The 19,406-nt window shown below is 44.0% G+C and carries 14 protein-coding genes; 8 read left to right on the top strand and 6 right to left on the bottom strand.

Going from position 1 to position 19,406, the window contains the following annotated elements:
- The first annotated feature begins 96 nt into the window (after window positions 1-96).
- Both G3M78_01045 and G3M78_01040 read left to right on the top strand, forming a co-directional pair.
- A complete protein-coding gene (locus G3M78_01045) occupies window positions 97-1,446 on the top strand; it encodes an MBOAT family protein (GenBank protein QPJ64063.1) in 1,350 nt (449 codons plus the stop codon).
- Between the two features lie 213 nt (window positions 1,447-1,659).
- On the top strand, window positions 1,660-2,667 hold the full coding sequence (locus tag G3M78_01040; protein QPJ64062.1) for a hypothetical protein: 1,008 nt from the start codon (window positions 1,660-1,662) through the stop codon (window positions 2,665-2,667).
- A 25-nt stretch (window positions 2,668-2,692) separates the two neighbouring features.
- Here the strand turns inward: G3M78_01040 and G3M78_01035 are convergent, their stop codons facing one another.
- Window positions 2,693-3,802, bottom strand: coding sequence for a CBS domain-containing protein (locus G3M78_01035; protein ID QPJ64061.1), 1,110 nt, complete (start codon window positions 3,800-3,802; stop codon window positions 2,693-2,695).
- 1,207 nt (window positions 3,803-5,009) lie between these two features.
- On the opposite strand from G3M78_01035, the gene G3M78_01030 reads away from it, so the two are divergent.
- Complete coding sequence (locus G3M78_01030; GenBank protein QPJ64060.1) at window positions 5,010-5,537, top strand: hypothetical protein; 528 nt, start codon at window positions 5,010-5,012, stop codon at window positions 5,535-5,537.
- Between the two features lie 72 nt (window positions 5,538-5,609).
- Here the strand turns inward: G3M78_01030 and G3M78_01025 are convergent, their stop codons facing one another.
- From G3M78_01025 to G3M78_01005, 5 genes are read right to left on the bottom strand one after another with little or no spacing between them, the layout of a single operon-like run.
- Entirely contained in the window at window positions 5,610-6,377 is a 768-nt protein-coding gene (locus G3M78_01025; protein QPJ64059.1) for a phosphocholine cytidylyltransferase family protein, read from the bottom strand.
- On the bottom strand, window positions 6,374-7,039 hold the full coding sequence (locus tag G3M78_01020) for a hypothetical protein (protein ID QPJ64058.1): 666 nt from the start codon (window positions 7,037-7,039) through the stop codon (window positions 6,374-6,376). The genes G3M78_01025 and G3M78_01020 overlap by 4 nt, the downstream gene beginning before the upstream one ends.
- A complete protein-coding gene (locus G3M78_01015; protein QPJ64057.1) occupies window positions 7,036-9,396 on the bottom strand; it encodes a phosphoenolpyruvate synthase in 2,361 nt (786 codons plus the stop codon). The genes G3M78_01020 and G3M78_01015 overlap by 4 nt, the downstream gene beginning before the upstream one ends.
- A gap of 1 nt (window position 9,397) precedes the next feature.
- Window positions 9,398-9,904 (bottom strand): adenylyl-sulfate kinase, encoded by a 507-nt coding sequence (gene cysC / locus G3M78_01010; GenBank protein ID QPJ66727.1) that lies wholly within the window; start codon window positions 9,902-9,904, stop codon window positions 9,398-9,400.
- A gap of 54 nt (window positions 9,905-9,958) precedes the next feature.
- On the bottom strand, window positions 9,959-11,155 hold the full coding sequence (locus G3M78_01005; GenBank protein QPJ64056.1) for a sulfotransferase: 1,197 nt from the start codon (window positions 11,153-11,155) through the stop codon (window positions 9,959-9,961).
- An 881-nt stretch (window positions 11,156-12,036) separates the two neighbouring features.
- On the opposite strand from G3M78_01005, the gene hisF reads away from it, so the two are divergent.
- From hisF to G3M78_00980, 5 genes are all read left to right on the top strand, one after another.
- Entirely contained in the window at window positions 12,037-12,933 is an 897-nt protein-coding gene (gene hisF / locus G3M78_01000; GenBank protein QPJ64055.1) for an imidazole glycerol phosphate synthase subunit HisF, read from the top strand.
- A 15-nt stretch (window positions 12,934-12,948) separates the two neighbouring features.
- Complete coding sequence (gene hisH / locus G3M78_00995) at window positions 12,949-13,593, top strand: imidazole glycerol phosphate synthase subunit HisH (GenBank protein ID QPJ66726.1); 645 nt, start codon at window positions 12,949-12,951, stop codon at window positions 13,591-13,593.
- Window positions 13,594-13,595: 2 nt separating this feature from the next.
- Window positions 13,596-14,825, top strand: a complete 1,230-nt coding sequence (locus G3M78_00990) for an N-acetyl sugar amidotransferase (GenBank protein QPJ64054.1) — start codon at window positions 13,596-13,598, stop codon at window positions 14,823-14,825.
- A 739-nt stretch (window positions 14,826-15,564) separates the two neighbouring features.
- Window positions 15,565-17,358 carry an ABC transporter ATP-binding protein gene (locus G3M78_00985; protein QPJ64053.1) on the top strand — a complete coding sequence of 598 codons (1,794 nt, stop codon included), beginning with the start codon at window positions 15,565-15,567 and terminating at the stop codon, window positions 17,356-17,358.
- Window positions 17,359-17,451: 93 nt separating this feature from the next.
- Window positions 17,452-19,404 (top strand): radical SAM protein, encoded by a 1,953-nt coding sequence (locus G3M78_00980; GenBank protein ID QPJ64052.1) that lies wholly within the window; start codon window positions 17,452-17,454, stop codon window positions 19,402-19,404.
- Window positions 19,405-19,406 lie beyond the last annotated feature (2 nt).

Raw genomic sequence — 19,406 nt, 5'->3', positions numbered from 1 at the left:
TTTTTGAAATGGAAGCCGCTAAATTTGTCTGAATTTCTCCTAATGCAGTTAGTTTCCCTCCTAACCCATTTCGCAATCTAACTGGCTAAAATACAGATGAATTTTAGTTCGGATATTTTCATTTTCTTGTTTCTTCCGTCCTGTGTTTGTATATTTTTTCTGGTTGCACCAAGGCTCCGTATCGTTGTTGTTTTAGGTTTTTCGTTGTTGTTTTATGGCGCATCAGGGATGTTGCCGTTGTTGTTATTGGTTGCGAGTTCTGTCTGGGCCTATTTCATAGCCCCTCAGATACAAAAACGAAAATGGGTGGCTTGGTTTGCCGTCGTTCCTCCCTTGGCGGCGCTTTATTTATTTAAATATCTGGATTTTTCGTTGACATTAACCGGCGCTGAGGACGTTCGGAGCAGCTTGTATTTTATTTTGTCGATCAGCATGCCCGCCGGAATCAGTTTTTACACTTTTCAAATTATTGGGTATTTAATCGATGTTTATGACGGGAGACTCAAGCCAGAAAAGAACCTGTTGCAATTCTGCGCGTTCATTTCATTTTTCCCACAATTGATAGCGGGCCCCATTTTAAGATACGACCAGATTTGTAGCCAACTGGAACGGTTGGATCAAAAAGGTAAGATTCCTGCCGATTTTTCTTCAGGAGCCAAGTTTATATCATATGGTCTTTTTGCCAAAATTTTCTTTGCCGACATTTTACTCACCATCCAGCAAAAGGTGGTTAAGGCGGAGCAGGCTATCCATCTTCAGGACAACTTGTTCAGTATTTTCAGTTATTCTTTTGTTATTTATTATGATTTCTGGGCCTATTCCTTAATTGCGATCGGTTTGGGACAGTTCATGTCTATCAACCTTCCCCGTAATTTTCATGAGCCTTATTTATCGACGAGCCCTAAAGAATTCTGGCGTCGCTGGCATACGACGCTTTCGTTTTGGCTTCGGGATTATGTTTATCTGCGGCTGGGTGGGAATCGTTGCTATATTCGTAATATCTTGATCGTTTTTTTTGCGGTGGGCGTGTGGCATGGAGCTGGATTAAATTTTATGGCCTGGGGTATCTATCATTCGCTTTGGGTGATTGTTTATCATTTGACGCGTCCGGCCTGGGATGCAATGTGGAAGCCCCTGCAAATTGCCATTACATTTGTTATCGTCAGTTTTGGCTGGCCACTGTTTTATCTTGATATAATGGGCTATTTCAGCTTGATGGGGAATTTACTGGATTGGAATCTGGATGCTCCCGCAATTGTGAATGCGAGTAAGTGGGGGTTGCTTGGAATGATTGCACTTTGGACTTTTTCAATGAGAGAAAATCGCTGGCTGTTCAACCATGAAAAACATTGGTTTTTTGACAGCCCCTATTTGTGGGCGGCGCTCGCTTTTATAGCTGTATTGTTTTTTTCATATGGACGCACGTTTATATATTTTGTTTTTTAATCGAAATGATCAGGTTCTGGCGTAATGGAACGATCCTATAGCCGTTTTTATCTATTCCTGGGAACATTTTGTCTGTTGATGAGCTTTGAGTTGCTGGTTTCTTTTCGAACTCATGATGTGCGCAAGGATTCGGCTAATCTGTTGAGTCATGGTAAAGAGACGGTCGTTGTCACGGGGCCAGCCTTATCCCGCCTGGGCAGAGCGTCGATAAAATTGGGTTATGTCGAAACCCATATTCCGCCTAAGATCGGTTTGATGGGTAATCACCAGATTCAGTATTTTAATACCATGGCGCTTGATGAGAGCGTGCCTGAACATCTGTTTTTTAATTATTGGTACGCTGATTTGGCTTTACCGGAGACTCGCGATTATCTTCAGCGCTTGAAAGATCTGAAGAAATTACCTACGGAGCTGGTGATAGTCGCCATCACGACGCCAAACAACGATAACGGAAGATATATCATTAATTATGGAGAGGAGCTCCCAAAGGATATAGCGCGCATCTATCAGATTAAAAATGAAAAAAATTTCCTGAAACGTATTGAGTTGAAGTTCATGAATTACTGGATGATCTTTAAATTCAATAAAGATTGGAAGGCGTTTATTTCTGGACTCTACGACCTATTGTCGAGAGGAAGTCCGCGGTATCTGTTGATGGATTACGGGGTGTGTCAGACGGAGAAAAGACTCTGGGAGGAAAACTCCAGCGGATTCCCGGAAGGGGCGCAAGATAAAAATATGGGGTTGAAGGGACATTTGAAACAGATCAGAATGTCTCGGTCGGAGGGTGAAAAGAAGTTGATCCAAAGTTTTTGTGATCGTGAACGCACATTGAGCTATCGGTTCGATGGAAGTTCGAACTCCGGAGAAGGTCGTGGATTGACAATTAATAGCAATGCGTTGACTCCGAGCGCCCGGGATATTAAAAATGGAGATGAGGTGGAAATTGCGAGACTGATGAATGAGTTGATCGATCTTGTTGAGGATTCAAAAAGAAAACTGGTTTTTTTGATTCCCCCTGTCTATGAAACGGATCGTCCAAGCGTGGTCGACGATATTTTTTCTGCGAGTCTGGAGATGGTGCCTGAAGCAAATGTGATTGATCATCGAAAAAAATTCAGAGAGCGCCAGTTCTTTTCCAGTTATGATCATCCGAATGAAAACTATTTTCGCGAGGTAGCTAAAGAGCTGCGGGAGAGAAAGTTTCTAGACGGATTATAAAGAGGGATATTTACTTCATGGCGATTCAAGGTTGAAAACCCGACAGCGAATTATCGATTTTTTCAACACTTTGCCTGTATTCATCCCATTGTCCCATATCGAACCAACCGTCCCAATGGGGAAAGACGCCAACGCTGTCGGTTCGGGTCTGCATTAAAATTCTGATCAGACTGTCCATGTTTAGGAATTCATCGGCTTTGATGTGGTTGAACACTTCCGGGGAAAGTATGTAAGTACCTGTATTTATAAAAAGGTCCAGCTTCGGTTTTTCATCAATCTGGTCAAACTTGCCTCCATTAAATTGCAGGACGCCATATGGAACCGGGATTTCTTTGTGAGAGCCGACGATTGTCAATAAATTGTCTTTCTGATGATGCCAGTCAATAATCTGTTGCGGGTCGCCTTTCAGAATTGTATCGCAATTGGTCAATACAAAAGTTTTGTCTATTTTGTCCTTCAGTAAATGCAAGCCGCCGGCAGTCCCCAGAAATTCACCTTCATAGACGAAGTCAATATCGAAATCATATTGGTTGTCAGAGAGAAAGAGTTTGATCATCTCTTTTTTGTAGTTCAATATGAGTTTGAATTTAGAAAACCCGAATTTGTGAAATCCGGCTAAAATATGTTCTATTACAGGGATGCCTTTTAAGGGCAGCAGGGGTTTGGGAAGAATTTTTGTGAACGGGTCCAGCCGAGTGCCCATTCCGCCCGCCATGATAACAACTTCATTTTCTTTTTTCTTCTGCGGTGAAATGGGTGTGTTTTCTTCGTTTTCTAAAAAGTCTGCGCCTAAAATTAAATCAACCAAAACCCCTTGATTATCTACCACCGGGATGTGTTCAATACGGTGTTTGAGCATGAGTTGGCGGGCTTTGTTTCTCAAATCATCGGCTGTCGAAGATAGGGAAACAAATTTCAGACTCATGATTTTACGAACGGACTCAGAAAGTTTCATGCCGCCTATAATGCCTCGACGAATATCCCCATCGGTCAAGGTTCCCACCAGAAAGCCTTTGGAATCGGTGATAAATAAAATCCTCTCGGCGGTATCAATGAGTTTTTGCATTGCGGATTTGATGGACTCATCTTCTGTAATAAGCAGAGCTTTCAGTAGTTCTGTGCGATGTATGCTCAATGTGGATCTCTCGGAATGTAAGCGAAATAAAATTGGATAATTGATTTCTATTGGGGCTAAACTCCGACCTTCCAAGTTTCTCTGGTTTCAACTCTATTGCCGTTGTTTGAAAGGGGGCGGTTGATCGGATGGTTGGGATTGCAGGTCGTCAAAGGCCTCCAGCCTGATTCCCGGTTGGAAGAATAGCCCATTGAGAGTTTTAACGCCAAGTATTTTCTGGAGGCATCTTACGAATCAAGTGATAAAGCGTTTTATTGCCCCGGTGTTTTGCGGTTGCCCGATAAAAGCCATCTGATTCCGGCCTAATAAAATGCGACTGTATTTGTGATACTCTTGAAATTCTATTATACCATGGAAAATTAATTCCTTGCTGTTCAGTGGCAGGTCGGGGCGAGGGTGAGATATCCCAGGTCGCAAAATAGTCGGGGTTTGATATGTTTGATTTATGTGAAAGTTTATACTGACGGGAAGAAGTAAACGTTTTGCCGGGAATCAAATCGTTTGTTAAAGATATTGTAGATGAATGAAAGAAGGGTGTGTGGGCTGAATAATGATACAAAAAATTGTCTTTTTTTGCTCTTTACCGCTGACCAAAAGGAACGAAAAACGTTTGGGGAGGGAGGTATTAGTCTCAAACGGGTTTGACGTCTGGTATTACGATTTTTCAAAAATTATATATCCGCGTTTGAGTTCAGGCGTGAGTTTTCAGGAAATGTCCGATTACGAGCAGGTCAGGTGTTTCTCGACCAATGTCGAAGCCGTTTCAGCGATAAGGGCATTGGGCGACGACTGTTTTGTGATGTGGATGGGGAGTTATTCCAGGGCGACTCACAAATTGTATAAAGCCCTGTCGGATTCGGGCATTCCATATGGGGCATTAATAACAAATGCAATTCCCGCATGCGCGGTACTGGGCGACCCCTATTATAAACGGGTTTGGAAGAATCTTCGACAGGTTAATCTGCACAAGCTGAAAAATTTTTTCTACCGACCCCGATGGGCTTTTTTGAGAAAAATTCGATCGCCTGATATTTGCGTGGTGGGGGGTGAAAGTTCCATTTCCATGTATCGTGAAATTGCCTTGTTGAGCGAAGAGACTGAAATCATTTGGGCGCATACTCTGGATTATGACGCGTATCTGGAAAATGCCTCTCCCGAAAGGTTGATTCCCGAAAACGCAATTGTCTTTTTGGATAACGGCGCGCCCATGTTTCCCGGAGATTTGTTGTTACCCGATATGAAGCTGTGGGGGAGCGTAGAGAATTATTATCCTGCGCTTTGTCAGTTTTTTAGCCAGATTGAAGAGAAACTGGGCGGTCAGGTTTGTATCGCGGCCCACCCCAAAAGCGACCACGGCGACCGCCCTGCCTATTTTGGGGGTCGCCCGGTTTTTAAAAATCAAACTTTTCAAATGGTCCGAGATTGTAGGTTTCTAATCACGCATGCCAGCACAGCCATTGGCTATGCCGTGATTTACCGCAAGCCAGTTGTTTTTATCACTACAAATGAAGCCGAAAAGGATATTAAATTTTCGGTGGAAATTGCGGAGTCTGCTCGTTCCCTGGGAAAAGCTGCCGTGAATATAGATTCTCCCCTTTCGATAGACTGGGAGGCTGAACTTCAGGTGAATTATCCGATGTATGAGGAGTATATGAACAGCTATGTTAAAAAGAGCGGCTCCGAAAATTTAAATACCTGGCAGATTTTTTCAAATAGAATCAAACGCTTCAAATGAAGCGGGAGCGCGGTCAGATCAATAAGGCGGGATTTTGAAAAGTTACACTCGGAAATGGGCAAGCCGCCGTTGTCAGAATATGCCGTTTAGTAGCTGTGGATGGTTTGCATACATTTCCAGATCAGCCTGCGAATCCACTTCCACCCAGCCCCCATCGATAAAAACAGCATGAGCGGGTACTCCACTATTAATCAGTAACTGTAGAAAACTGGTCATGTACATATTGGCAAAGTTTTGTTTGTCGAATATCATATTTCGATCCAGGTGGTGGTACATGTTTGAGACGGTGGACAAAGCGTTTTTAGAGATTTTAATCAATCCAATATATTGGCCCTGTATGTCGTCATAGGATAGAGGTTTTTGACCCAACTCGATGATTGTTCCTCCCTCGCCAAGTTTCAAAGTTTCAGCATCATTCAGCGGGTTTTCCATGCGAAGCTCCCAAAGCGAACGCCATCGCCGGTCGATGACGATAGATAAATCATGAGGCGATTGAGTGATTTGTTTGAGAACGTTCGCATGGTATGCAATGTCCGAATAAGAAATGATAAGGTCATCGTCGAATTCGGATTCTGCGCAAAATAACGAAGCGACCATATTGGTCGAGTCATACGCTGGATTGTGGTGAAAAACAACGTTTTCAAAATTGAAGTTTTCCTCTAGGATATCTTTTTTGTATCCCGTTACAAGCACGATTCTGGACAAGTCAATCTGATTCATGGCGTCAAACAAATGAACGAGTATGGGTTTGCCCCATAAGGGAACCATGCATTTTGGCTGATGGTCTGTTAAGGGGCGCAAACGTTTTCCTTCTCCTGCGGCCAGTATAATGGCTTTCATGGTGTGGAAAGCTCCCATTTGTCAGAAACGTTTGTGAAAAAATTATGGATCAGTTTTATGTCGGATTCCCGGTAGGCTTTATTCCTCTCCGGGTGCCACATGATGCCGATGATATTATGTTCAAGCGATTCAAAAGCTTCAATGGTCTGGTCTCCCGTGTGGCGCGCCGAGGCTGTGAATTGAGGATTTAAAGCCACTATCCCATTATTATGAAATGAATTGACGACGGACTCCTTTCCGAGAAATCGACTCAAAAAAGATGACGCCTCTATACTGATGGGGTGATCGATCGCTACGTGCTTGTCAATTCGTTGCATTGTGAAATTGAAATACTCTGCGATGATTTGCATGCCGTGGCACACGCCCATAATGGGCAGCTTACGGCTTAGCGCCAGTTCAAGCAATGCGAACTCGTGCATTTGGCGAAGGCGCGACAGGGAGTCGTCTGGAGCAAATTGGAGCGTGTCGTTTCCTCCCGTCAGTAGCAGACCTTGGGGGTTGATCGCGCGAAAGAATTGTTCTGGCGGAAATTTTGAGGGGCAGGGCACGGGAATCACTCCGCAGGCAGGCAACAGTTCACCCCAGCGAATATCCAGCGATTCGCGCACTTCGCCATAGGCTTCTATCGTATCCAGTCGCTGGCTAACCAGCACTTTTCTCATTGTATTATTTTGACTTGTTGATTGGCGCAATCAATTGAAAGGATTTGCGCGCCAGACCATGTTTGATAATTTTTCTCCCCGGCGCCAATGACAGCGGGAATGCCAAGTTCTGCGGTTCGAATGCTCATGTGAGAATTGGTCCCGCCAAACTTTGTGATCAATCCTCTGATATTTTTTGTGAAAATCCAGTCATAACCTGGGTCTGCGCTGGAAATGCAGACAATTTTACCCTCTGGGTTCTCGCATGTTAAATCGCTTTCTTTGATCACGGTTGCCTGAACTCGTTTGAATGTGATGAAGGTGGGCGCGCCGGCCATCAGTTCGAAAGAGTAAATATCGTCCGGGTGACTGATCAGGGCTGGAAAACGCATCATGCAAGTGTATTCATAGTAGTATTTGTTTCGTTTGATATCTTCTTTAAGAATGTGTTCGAGGTCTCTGTGGTCCAAGGTTGCGTAAAGATTGAGAAGCGTCTGGATGTTGATGAAAGACATATCCTCTCTGCTGATATCGTACTTCTCTCCAATTCGTCTAACAAGATTCAGAACGTCGCTCACGCTTCGTGAAAAATCAAACTTGGCTTGTTCTCGTCCTCTTATAGCGTCTCTGCAAAATGCAAACAAACTTTCAGCGTTTCCTGAAAGTCCCGCATGCGTCATGGCAGAGGAAATTCGGTCATATCTTTCGCGGATCAACTGGAATGTCTGCAACGGCGCGTCTTGATGGTTCGCGCTTCCAGGCGGGTTGTTAAAATATAATTCGTACGCCTCGTCGTAACGCGGAGAAAGTATGTCGTAGGTCCCTGGACGCAGATGACCGTATTTATTCTTAAACTCAGCGCCGGAGATCGCGCTTCGGTCGCGGTACATTTCGAAGGAGATTGTGTGCAATGAGGACATAAATTCTTCATGCTCGCGTTGGGTCAACAAGTCGACGTCGAGCAAGGATTGTAGCATTTGCGTGGCGATGAAAGCGGCCCTGGCTAGCCCTGCAAAAGGCAAGGTTCCGTAGCGTCGGCAATCCTCCATGAACCAATAGATTTTTTCCAGGTCGGTGAGTTTCGAATCGTCAATTCTGTTTTGTCTTTCCTTGAGCCGAGGAATTTTTTCCAGATCCTTCCTGAACACAGAGGTCTCATTCGAAAAAATATCGTTCGTCAGTTCGAGGAGAGATGCTTTCAAGGAATCAATCTCATCTTGCGTGAAGCCCGTAGACAGGAGTGATTGGAATTTTTGATCGCAACTGAAATTGAAGCAGGAGAAAACAATCTCGAATTCAATTTTATCGTGGTGACTGGGAGTTTGAATCAAACGATCTATGTAATAATTGCAAAGTTTCTCGGCCAGCGCTGCGTTGACAGATTTTGGAATAAAAGAGTTCAGGCTGATGCGAACGTCTATGTAGGGAAGGCCCATCAGGGAGATCATCAGTGGAAAAGAGCGCAGGTTTTGGTAACCATAATTGTCTCTTTGATATGCCCAGGTTCTGTCTGTTATCAGATCCTTGTATAAAGAAAGCGACAGCGGTCGCGGCCTGAGTCCTATCATCTCTGCGGGATTCCAGTCGGGCATGACTCCAAAAACGGTTTTGTCGCCGTATAAATAAGGGTGGGGCTTGTTCAATTTAGTCAACTTCTTATGAATTTTTGTCAAATAGCTTTCCATATCTTCCGTCGACTTGGGCGTTTGCCCTGATCGCGCCAAGGGGCGCACCTGAAATAAATACAATTCTCCGGTTTCAGAAACCGAAAATTCTATATCAAGAGAATCGCATTTGAAAAGGTTTTCCAGCTCATTCATTAGTTTGAATAGTTTTTCAAATTTTTTATCAACTACAGGATGGCCTTTAAACTGGATGTGCGTTTTTGAATCGTTAGAAACTCCCGATGTGACAGCATCGGTCTGCGAAGGATGCTCGTCAAAATTGATAATGTAATAAGGCGCAAGCGTTTCCATATCTCGAGTGAACGCCACGCCGCTGATCTGAGTATTTTTCAGATAGGGTTGGACGAATACTTGATTGTCTGGCGAGGCGTCGGAGCCAAACGAGTGAATGACTTTCCGGATTGTGGTCCCGATTGCTTCGCTGTCATTGCAGGGAACTTTTCCTATGCTTTCAAAGTGTCCGGCATTGGAGGCTCCATAAGTATCTTCCGCTAATGCCGATGATCGGATGATGAGAAAGTGAGCGGTGTCACAGAAGGCGAGCTTTATTTTGCGCGTCCAGTAGTCGGGATCGGAAAGCCATTGTTGTGTGGTGAAGCGAAGTTGTGGCAACACCAGTGCATTTTTAACGATGGGAGCCAGTTTATCCAGCGTTTCGGCTTTTGTTCCAAAAGTAACACGCGCGGTTGCCATATTATCCAAGTGACTCGATGAGTGAATGCGTAATGTCGTCAATGCTCCTGGTTCCGTCGTTTACAATGACGCAATCTGGAGTTAGTGGTTCCTCAAATTCCAGATCCATTCCCATGACCTGATTGATTTCTCCTTCGCGGGCTTTAGAGTAGATGCCCTTAGAATCTCTTTGTTTGAGGATATCCAGGGGAACTTTGACGTAGATTTCCTGGTAGCGGGCGATGTTGTTGCGGTTCCAGTGACGAATTTCATGAAACATGGAAATGGTTGCGCAGACCACATCCACCCCTTGATTAGAAAAGAACTGGCAGAGTTTTCCATAAGAACGAGCATATTTTTTACGATCCTCGATCGAATGCCCCCAGGGATTTCCAAGGATGTCTCTTATGGCGTCTCCATCAAGAAAAATCACATGCGCTCCCTGTTTTTTTAATTCTTTAAAAAAACTTTCCCCAAGGGTGGTTTTTCCTGCGCCGGACAAGCCTGTGAACCAGTATACGGCGCCTATAGTAGATGAATTATTCATGCATCAAAAGCGAAGGTTGCAGATCGTGGCTAAAGATTAATCATATCGAATTCCCAAATATTTAGGAATAAAATAATAGCGGAGTCTCACTCCCATGGAGTGGAGAAGAATGCAGATAAATTTGATCGGGTTTGGCATCGTCCTCCAAACGATCCGTGTGGAGGAGGTCAGTTTTTTCGAGACTGTTTTAAACTCTTGAACTTCGGGGTATGTATTCATCCAATGTTTAAGTAGAGTTTTGCTGGGTAATAAGAAAGTAAAAAAGCCCAATGTCGTCCAGAAGATTCCCTTGCCTGTGGTTCGCTTGTATTGAAAATGGTTCATAAAATCAGAGAATAGAAATTCAATCATAGCAACTTCATTTAGTCGCAAATTGGCCTTCCAGCGTAGCTGGGCTTTCCGGGGAGAATAAAAATCTTTTTGTTCCTTTATAGGGTTGCTCTCCGCTTTGACGTATGCGCTCTCTCCTTCCATGCCCCAGGGTTCCCCCAACAAAGAGGGCATTAGCAGGGACTCTGAGAAATCTATATTGAGCGCACTGGCAATGCGCTCCATTCCGGTTTTCAAGTCCGAGTTCAAACTCTCATTTTGAGCGATGATATACCGGTCTCTCAGTCGGTCGCGAAAACGTTGATGAAAGTTCCACACAAACATCCAGCGCTCAATGTTTGCATTGAAATGATAGTCAGGAAGGTGCCCGTGTTGATTTTTGGCCGCCTTGAATCCGCCCGCGAGAGCCGCTCTCGGATCTCGAACAAGTGTAAGAAAAAATGAGTCTGGGAAGCTCTCCATTATTTGTTCGACTTCGAAGGGAAAATGTTCTTGGGAAAAAATGAGCCGTATCCTTTGGAGGTCAATATTTTTGGCATGTGCGTACGCGCTGTGTATAGCCCAATAGACAGCGTTCGGAGAGACGCCGTGAAGTTTCAAAAGCTCATAAAAGCGCCTATAAAATGTTTCTTTTTCTGATTCTGATTTGAGAAATTTCTTTCGAATGGCGTGGCGATCCGGTTGGCCTTCAAAATAATTTTTCCATGAAGAAAACATTTCTTCAGGTTCTATAAATTGATGACAATGGTTTAGCCGCCAGACATCATGGAAATTAAACAGGGGAATGGTGAGTATCTGTTTATGAGAATCAAATAGACTGTGGAGCCAGTCGTTTCCACAGTGCCCGATGGCAATCTGGAAACAAATAGGTATCGTTTTAATGGTTTCGAATGGATCTTTCAAGGCATCAGGCGGCAATTGCCGAAATAAATCGTAAATAATAAAATGATTTTAACTGTGCTTATTGGCGCCGGAAGCGGCTTTGTGACTACCCTTTCAGGATCTTATTTCTTCTGCAGGGTCTTGTAAACTCGAAATTTGGGCAATTCAGCCTAGTCGTTTCCTCCAACGAGTCTAACAAGAGGTTGAAGGGGGATATTGTTCCTGTGCTGAAATCCCCAGAAATAAGATAATCAAAAATGAATGAAGAATCAAAACAAAGGACTACTAGATAAGAGTTGAAAATGTGGAATGACTGTTCCTTAGGTCCAGCGAATTTGCTGAGGAGGAGCAATGATTTAGATAGTTTGCCTTCAAAACCCTCGTGCAAGTCGGAGCGCCTGGGATGCAATCTCTTGAAAGCGTGAGTGATAAAGTCGGGGTCTTGGAATTTGGCTGGCATAAACGGAGTGTTTAAGTTATAATTTTTTGCTGAAATTGCAGTGCTCCACGTTCATATCTCCTTATGTTTAATCATTTCTGATCCGTTATCTGGAAGCCATGGTTGCGTTTTTGTTTTCAGGTTTAAACCCAGCCGTTCCCACTTTATTGAACGGGGGTTGTTAATCGAAATTCATGGCGTACAAATTTCGGAAAAATGTGCGGTCGGGTGAAATCAGGGTGAATTCTTGCAAATTACAACGCAATCTGTTTCTGGACATTGATTCGGAAATCAAGCGTTTGTTGTGAGAACGTCGACGGTTTAATCGCTCTCGAATAGGATTTCACCCAAAGAGCGTGGAAGCATCGCATGAATTGATTCTGAAGAACGGCGCCTTGAGAATGAAAGGCGCTTTATAAGCATATACGATAGTTAATGTTATTGAAGTGCGTTTCTGAGACTTATGCCTAAAACGATTAGAGTGATTCCGCGTCTTGATATCAAAGGCCCCAATCTGGTTAAGGGAATTCAATTGGATGGTCATCGTGTGCTTGGAACTGCGGAAGAATTTGCAAAAATTTATTATCAGTATGGCGCTGATGAATTAATTTATCAGGATACGGTAGCCAGTTTATATCGTCGGAACAGTTTGCTGGAAATCGTAAGCAAAACAGCCCGTGATATTTTTATTCCATTAACGGTAGCGGGTGGTATTCGTAGTTGCAATGACATAAGACAAATGCTCAGGGCAGGCGCCGACAAGGTGGCCATTAATACCGCGGCGACTGAAAATCCAAATTTACTTTCTGAAGCGGCCAGATTATTTGGTTCGCAATGCATTGTTAGCTCTATTGAAGCGTTTCGTCTGGATAATGGTAAGTATGAGGTTTGGGTCGATTATGGCAGAGAAAGAACGAACCTGAACGCGATCGATTGGGCGGCGCAGGTGGAAGACCTGGGTGTTGGGGAAATTTTATTAACTTCGATCAATAACGACGGAATGGGTGTAGGCTACGACTTGGAATTGATAGAGAAAATTTCTTCTCGAGCCAGCATTCCAGTCATTGCTTGCGGCGGCGCCGGCAAGCTGGATCATTTTGTAGATGCGACCCTTAAAGCGGGGGCCGATGCTGTTTCTGCCGCTTCCATTTTTCATTACCATTATGCTCTTCCCAAGGTAGGTCAGAAGACCATGCAATTCCAGGGAGACCGATTACGTATGGGAGAACATATTGATTCCGGCAATATCGATTTTTTAAATTACGGTTATGGAGGGATCAGAAGTATTACCGTAGACCCTTGCGATATCATGAATGTGAAGTCGCATTTGAAAGCGAATTCTGTAAATATCCGGAGCTGATAGTAGATAATGGCCATTGTTAATGTAGCTATAGTCGATTATGGATTAGGTAATTTGTTTAGTATTCAACGCGCCTTTGATTCACTCGGCGCGAACTCTTGTATTACTGAAAAACCGGAAGAACTGACCGCGGCAGACAAAATCGTTTTGCCTGGCGTGGGAGCGTTTGAGGAGGGTATGTGTCGCCTCCGAAAAAACGGACTCATGGAAGCCTTGATTGCGGTTAAAGTGATGGGAAAACCAATTCTTGGTATTTGTCTGGGGATGCAGCTTTTGATGAGCGAGTCGGAAGAGAATGGATTGCACTCGGGTTTGGATTTTCTCACCGGAAGAGTGGTTCGGTTTACGCCCTGCATCAATCCCGATGAAAGGTACAAAATACCCCATATTTGCTGGAATTCGATCCAACGTCCTGACGAGGCTGAAGACACATGGAGTCGCAGTGTACTGTCGGGTATTCCAGGGGGCGCCTTTATGTATTTTGCGCATTCATACTATGTGGAGATTACAGGGAACAATGATTTGCTGGCGAAAACATCTTACGGCGTTGATCACTTTGCATCCGTCGTTCAAAAAGATAATGTAGCGGGTTGCCAATTTCACCCGGAACGGAGCGGAGAGCAGGGACTGCAGATTTTGAATAATTTTGTTAACGGATAACAATGAGTTTTTTTTCAGGGAAATTTGTGAACGATAAAAAGTCAACTTTTTTCACATTAGACAAACAATTTGATGAGTTGCCTCAAGAAGTTCAATTCTGCGCCAATTGCGTGGTTTCCAATCAACGACCGAGAACTATTTTTAACGCAGAAGGAGTTTGTTCGGCTTGCCAGTGGGCTTGGGAAAAGGATCATGTGGTTGACTGGGAGCTTCGACAAAAAGAATTGAAGGAGCTGTGCGATCGCTTTAGAAGTAAAGATGGAAGCTACGATGTGATCGTTCCCGGAAGCGGAGGCAAGGATAGCGCTTTTGTCGCCCACCAGTTAAAACATCGATTCAAGATGAATCCACTCTGTGTCACTTGGGCTCCCTTTGAATGGACGAACATTGGATGGACCAATCTCACCAATTTTATCAAATCCGGGTTTTTTAATATCGTGGGACACCCCAATGGGATATTGCATCGGAAGCTGGCGAGACTTGCTTTCGAGGTGAAGGGCGATGCCTGGGAACCTTTCGCTTATGGACAAAAAGCATGGGCCTATCATATGGCCCAGGCTTTTGGAATCAAGCTGATATTCTACGGCGAGAACGGCGAATTGGAATATGGAGGGTCCACTCAATACAAAGACGCCCCAAAAGAACGACCGGAAGACTGGCTCCGACAATATTATAAAGGAAGCCATGTCGACGACCTCGTAAGGGTGGGGTTGGATAAAGGAATTCTTAGCAAAGAAGAGTCCATTTCCCCCGATTTGAAATGGTATAAGGCGCCTGCCCCGGAAGTGATCGAGGATTTGGGCTTGGAAATGCATTGGTTTTCTTATTATGAAAAATGGACTCCTCAGGAGAATTTTTACTACGCGGTGAAACACACTGGTTTTCAGTTAAATGATGAAGGGCGGACTGAAAGTACTTATACAAAATACTCCAGTCTTGACGACAAGCTCGACGGTTTTCATTTTTATTTGGGATATATGAAATTTGGCTTGGGACGAGCTTCGAGAGACGCTCAGCAGGATATCCGCAGGCACCATATTACCCGAGAAGAAGGTGTGATATTGGTGAATCGCTACGACCATGAATTTCCCCGGAAACATTTCCGATGGATGCTGGATTACCTGCAATTAACAGAAGAATTTTTCTGGCAGGTGATGGATTTTTATCGTAGCCAGTCCAATGTTTGGGAGAGAGTGAATGGGGAGTGGAAGTTGAAGAGTATTGTGAGCTGATCAATTATTATTCATCTCGATCAAGCAATAATCTGTAAGGCTCTGCGTTAGGAGTGACGGGCTGGATCGGATTTCTCAATTATTATGAAAAACTCCAATTGGGTCCTAGGGTCAACATCGCAATAATCCGACTTTTCTAAATAGGCTGGGCATGCATTGGAGGATCTCCTTTCCCGGCATGATTCATTCACTGAAACCAGTTGAACCTATTTAGCCCGGTACAGGTTTTTCAATTACAAAAGCAAGCCGCATATTTCGAATCATTGGGTCTGCAGACTATGTTGTTGAGTCGGCCCGGTAGAATGGTTCATGGGCCCTGATTTGGACTTTCAGACCATTGAATTGTAGAGCCGATCTGGCGTATAGTCAGCCGCGCTTTCCAGGTTGGGTCATAATTTGAATCCTGAGTATTTTGGGTGCAGAAGAGCGGCCCACAAAAACACTTATTAGATGGCGCGCGCCTCCGAATTTTTTATCCTACACGCTAGCATTGCGAAGAATATTGCCTCGAGGGCAAATAAACGACTGACGCTTATTACTTGGGTAAAATGTTTTTTGTTATCTGGTCAAGCAGTGACGAATCGTTTTCGTGAAAAACGTCTTTGAAAAATCCATGTGCTTTTTCGCTTTTAGGGTGGACTTCGAGAATATTGGAGCAAGGCAATCGTTTGCAATTAATTTAAAGATTATGAATAATTAAACCCGATGATTGAAAATGCTTTAGCGGAATACTATCCCAATGGATTTTTTGATGAAGAGTAACTTGTCTCGACTGTGGGTTCTAATTGAAGGAAAACGAGCAGTGTTGCTGGTTTTGTACTGCGTTGCTCTCATGTGTACCATTTTAGAATCTTTTGGAATCGCCTCATTGTATCCAATCATAGATAGTTTTCAGGACGTTAAAAAATTAGCTTTTTATGAAAGCCAACTCCTTTACTATTTCCCCTTTCTGGAGTCAATTGCATCGGGTTCAAACTTTCTCCCTTTCGCTTTAGTCCTCATTGGTTTTCTCTTTGTGTTTAAGAATCTGTTTTTGGTATTAGCTGGTTATGGAACTTCCAAGGTAATTGCCGGTTTGCATTGCGACTGGATCAACCGGATATTTGATTATTACCTGAAACAGCCGTATCAATTTTTTGTTGAGCATAAGACAGGAGACCTTGTCCAAAAGCAATTGATGCAGACTGAAAAAGCGGCGGCAGTTTTGAGGGAATTGATACGTCTTCTGGGGAGTTTGACCACGATCATAGCGCTTTATATTGTGATGTTGATCGTGGCTTTCGAGGCCACGTTAATTCTGACGCTTGTAATCATTCCGGTTTATTATTTCACGTCTATGATTTCCAGGGGACCCATTTTTAGAAAAGGAGAGAGGATCGTAGAAATCCAACGCCAGGGTTTTTCTCTAACGACAGAAGTTCTCACAGGTATTCGCCAGGTAAAAATATTCAGCGCCGAAAAGTATTTTTCAAGTTATCTGAAAAAACTCTGGGATGAGTTTGCGCGACACCACGTTCACACATCAGTTCTGTCGTCATTGCCGCGCCCCTCTCTGGAATCCATAGTGGTGGTGATGGGGCTTTTTGGCGCTTTTTTTTTCATGAACGAAGAGAAATATACCAAAGAAATTGTTCCCGTTCTTGCTGTTTTTGCAGCCGCACTGTATCGGATGTTGCCATTATTTTCCGGCGCAAGCAATCAGGCGATGAATGTGGCAGGTATGATGCCTGCGGCAAATCTTGTGGTAGATTTGTTGTCGCAAGAGGAGCCAGATATCCCATCGAAGTCTGTCGAGAATTTTGAGAAAGAGCTGGTTCTGAACAACATTTCATTTTCCTATGGCAAGTCTCCGGTTTTAAGCGGCGTGACCATGCGATTTCAACCCAACCAATTTTATGGAATTGTTGGCGCTTCGGGAAGCGGAAAATCAACCATTGTGGACCTTTTAAGCGGATTTTATTATCCACAATCGGGGCAGGTGACCGTAGACGGCGTAGATCTCAAGACATTGAATAGCCGTTCGTGGTTATCAATGCTAGGGGTTATCAGTCAGGACACGTTTATTTTCAGCGGATCTGTCGCAGATAACATATGCTTTGGCGTTGATGAGTTGGGCCGGAATAAGGAGCTTATGTATGAAGCCGCTCGCACCGCATACGCTGATGAATTTATTATGCAATTGCCCGAAGGCTACAATACCCGGGTGGGTGAGCGCGGGATGAAATTATCCGGCGGACAAAGGCAACGGCTTGCGATTGCCAGGGCGCTTTATCTGAACCCGCCTATTTTGATATTTGACGAGGCGACGAGTTCGCTCGATACCTTGTCTGAAAAAAAGATCCAGGAATCAATCAATAACCTTCATGGAAAACGCACGATCATTGTGATTGCGCATCGGTTATCTGCGGTATTCAACGCCGACCATATCTATGTGCTAGACCAGGGGAAAGTGGTCGAGGAGGGGCGTCATGAGAGTTTGAGCCAAGGTTCAGGCCTTTACAGTCGATTATGTTCCGGGCAGATACTGAATTGATTTTTCTTTTCGTATTTTTTCCAATGTGAGAAGATAGCCCTATCTTATTAATATTAAATAGGAAAATAGTTTTTTCCTTTGCGGAGATAAAGGATGTCCGACAAAAGTAATCCTAAAATACTGATGGTGACAACGCCGATAAGACCGGTACCGACCAATTTCCCTCCAATAGGCAGTTTGTCGGTGCTTACGGCATTGCATCAAGCGGGATATGAAAATACTATCTTTTATAATATTGACCGGCTTCGCCCGTCCTATTCAGAGGTTTTAGAATTTATAAAGAAGGAACAGCCTGACATTCTAGGCGTCAGCGCGGTTGTCTCCACAGCTTATGATTACACAAAAAAACTGACACTAGACGTTAAGAAGATGTTTCCCGACACGACAATTTTATTGGGCGGGAACATGGGGGCCTCTGCTGAAATTTTATTAAAAAAAACAGGGGTTGATTTTGTGTGCACGGGGGAAGGGGAACAGATGGCGGTGGATTTTGTTAACTGCTGGGTTCAGGCAAAAGGTAAAGGTGATTTTGCCGACGTTAAAGGGGTTTCCTATCTTGATGACGAATCAAACTTTGTTGTCACTCCTTTTTCAGACCCGATTGAACCTGAAAGAATGTATGAAATAGACTGGTCGATTCTGGAAGATTTGGGGCAAATGGAGATTTTTGTTCCAGTCACGACTCCGGAGATGCTGTCTGGAACCGCTTTTGGGCATGATGCCAGGGTCTACGAACCGCATAGATACGGAAAAACCATTTTGACAATTCCGGTTTCAAAGGGGTGTGTAGCGCGATGCACTTTCTGTCATCGATGGGATAGAGCGATTCGTTATATTCCCTTAGCCACGTTAATGGAGCGAATTGATTATTTCATCGAAAAATATAATACCGGTTTCATTAACGTCGCCGATGAAAACTTCGGTACCAACAAAAGGTATTTAAGCGAATTTATCAAAGAAATGAAAAAACGGGATTTATTGTGGAAAGTGGGTGGGATGAGGGTGCATGACATCACCTCAAAATGGATTGGGGATATGAAGGAAGCCGGTTGTGTTGAGATTCAATATGGCATGGAAAGCGGAAGCCAGCGCATATTGGACGTCATGGAGAAAAAAACGACGGTCGAGGAAAATATGAGGGCCGTTCGTTTGATGGCTGAGAACAACTTGCACACAACCATGCAAATGGTTTTAGGTATGCCTGGCGAGTCGCCCGAAACTGTCAAGGAGACCGCAGCGTTCACTTCCTACGCGGCAGAGCTGGCTAGAGAGACGGACCCGAACGACTTGAGCATCAATTTTGCTCAGGCTTTGCCGGGAACGCCCTTGTATGAGGTTGGTCGGCGGAAGGGCTTTATCGGGCAGTCCTTTGACGATGAGGAAAAATATCTTTTGCAAATTTCTGACCGTGACGCCAGAGATGGCGAGGCTTATATCAATTACACGGACTATCCAAAGATCATGCTGGAAAAGTGGCGCTTTGAAATTCAAAATGCCACGGTTGTGACTTATATCAAAAAATGGGGAATGAAAGCGTATTACAAAAAGCTGATGGATTCCACGCGTCTGAAGTATTTGATTCAACAAAAAACAGGGAAGGTTTCGGAAGATTCCGGCTATTTTGCCGACCCTGCCAGAGCTAAAGAGCAGAATATGTACATGGATTCTGCAAATCTTTTAGAAACGGAAGGCCAGGAGGAATCCTTGGCGGAGTTGAGGCGGCATTTGCCTTCCTTTTTCTCCCTTATAAAGAAACGCGCGAAAATTGGTCATATAGCGATGTTTTATCCGATTATTTTCTGGCGAGTTCGCCGCTTTATGGTCGTCTTATTTATTTTAAACGGTTTTCGTAAGTATCCTTTGAACGTTTCGTTGGGTTTAACGAAAGAATATCTGATCTGGAGATTTAAGGAATGGTTTTCGTTGTCTGAAACGCCGCCGCTTGCAGGGGGCTACACCTCGCTTAGAAAGGTTTTAAGGAATAATGTATTGCCTGAAATCGTTACGGATAACCCAATGATGGAGAGCTTGCGAAAAGGCAGATAAAG

The sequence above is a fragment of the Candidatus Nitrohelix vancouverensis genome (genome assembly GCA_015698305.1).
Taxonomy (GTDB): Bacteria; Nitrospinota; Nitrospinia; order Nitrospinales; family VA-1; genus Nitrohelix; species Nitrohelix vancouverensis.
This window is presented reverse-complemented; position numbering and strand designations above follow the sequence as displayed.

Excerpts from the sequence above, each read along its gene's own strand:
- G3M78_01045 (QPJ64063.1), top strand. The coding sequence starts at position 97 with ATGAATTTTAGTTCGGATATTTTCATTTTCTTGTTTCTTCCGTCCTGT.
- G3M78_01030 (QPJ64060.1), top strand. The coding sequence starts at position 5,010 with ATGTTTCCCGGAGATTTGTTGTTACCCGATATGAAGCTGTGGGGGAGC.
- G3M78_01025 (QPJ64059.1), bottom strand. The coding sequence starts at position 6,377 with ATGAAAGCCATTATACTGGCCGCAGGAGAAGGAAAACGTTTGCGCCCC.
- G3M78_01020 (QPJ64058.1), bottom strand. The coding sequence starts at position 7,039 with ATGAGAAAAGTGCTGGTTAGCCAGCGACTGGATACGATAGAAGCCTAT.
- G3M78_01015 (QPJ64057.1), bottom strand. The coding sequence starts at position 9,396 with ATGGCAACCGCGCGTGTTACTTTTGGAACAAAAGCCGAAACGCTGGAT.
- hisF (QPJ64055.1), top strand. The coding sequence starts at position 12,037 with ATGCCTAAAACGATTAGAGTGATTCCGCGTCTTGATATCAAAGGCCCC.
- G3M78_00990 (QPJ64054.1), top strand. The coding sequence starts at position 13,596 with ATGAGTTTTTTTTCAGGGAAATTTGTGAACGATAAAAAGTCAACTTTT.
- G3M78_00985 (QPJ64053.1), top strand. The coding sequence starts at position 15,565 with ATGGATTTTTTGATGAAGAGTAACTTGTCTCGACTGTGGGTTCTAATT.
- G3M78_00980 (QPJ64052.1), top strand. The coding sequence starts at position 17,452 with ATGTCCGACAAAAGTAATCCTAAAATACTGATGGTGACAACGCCGATA.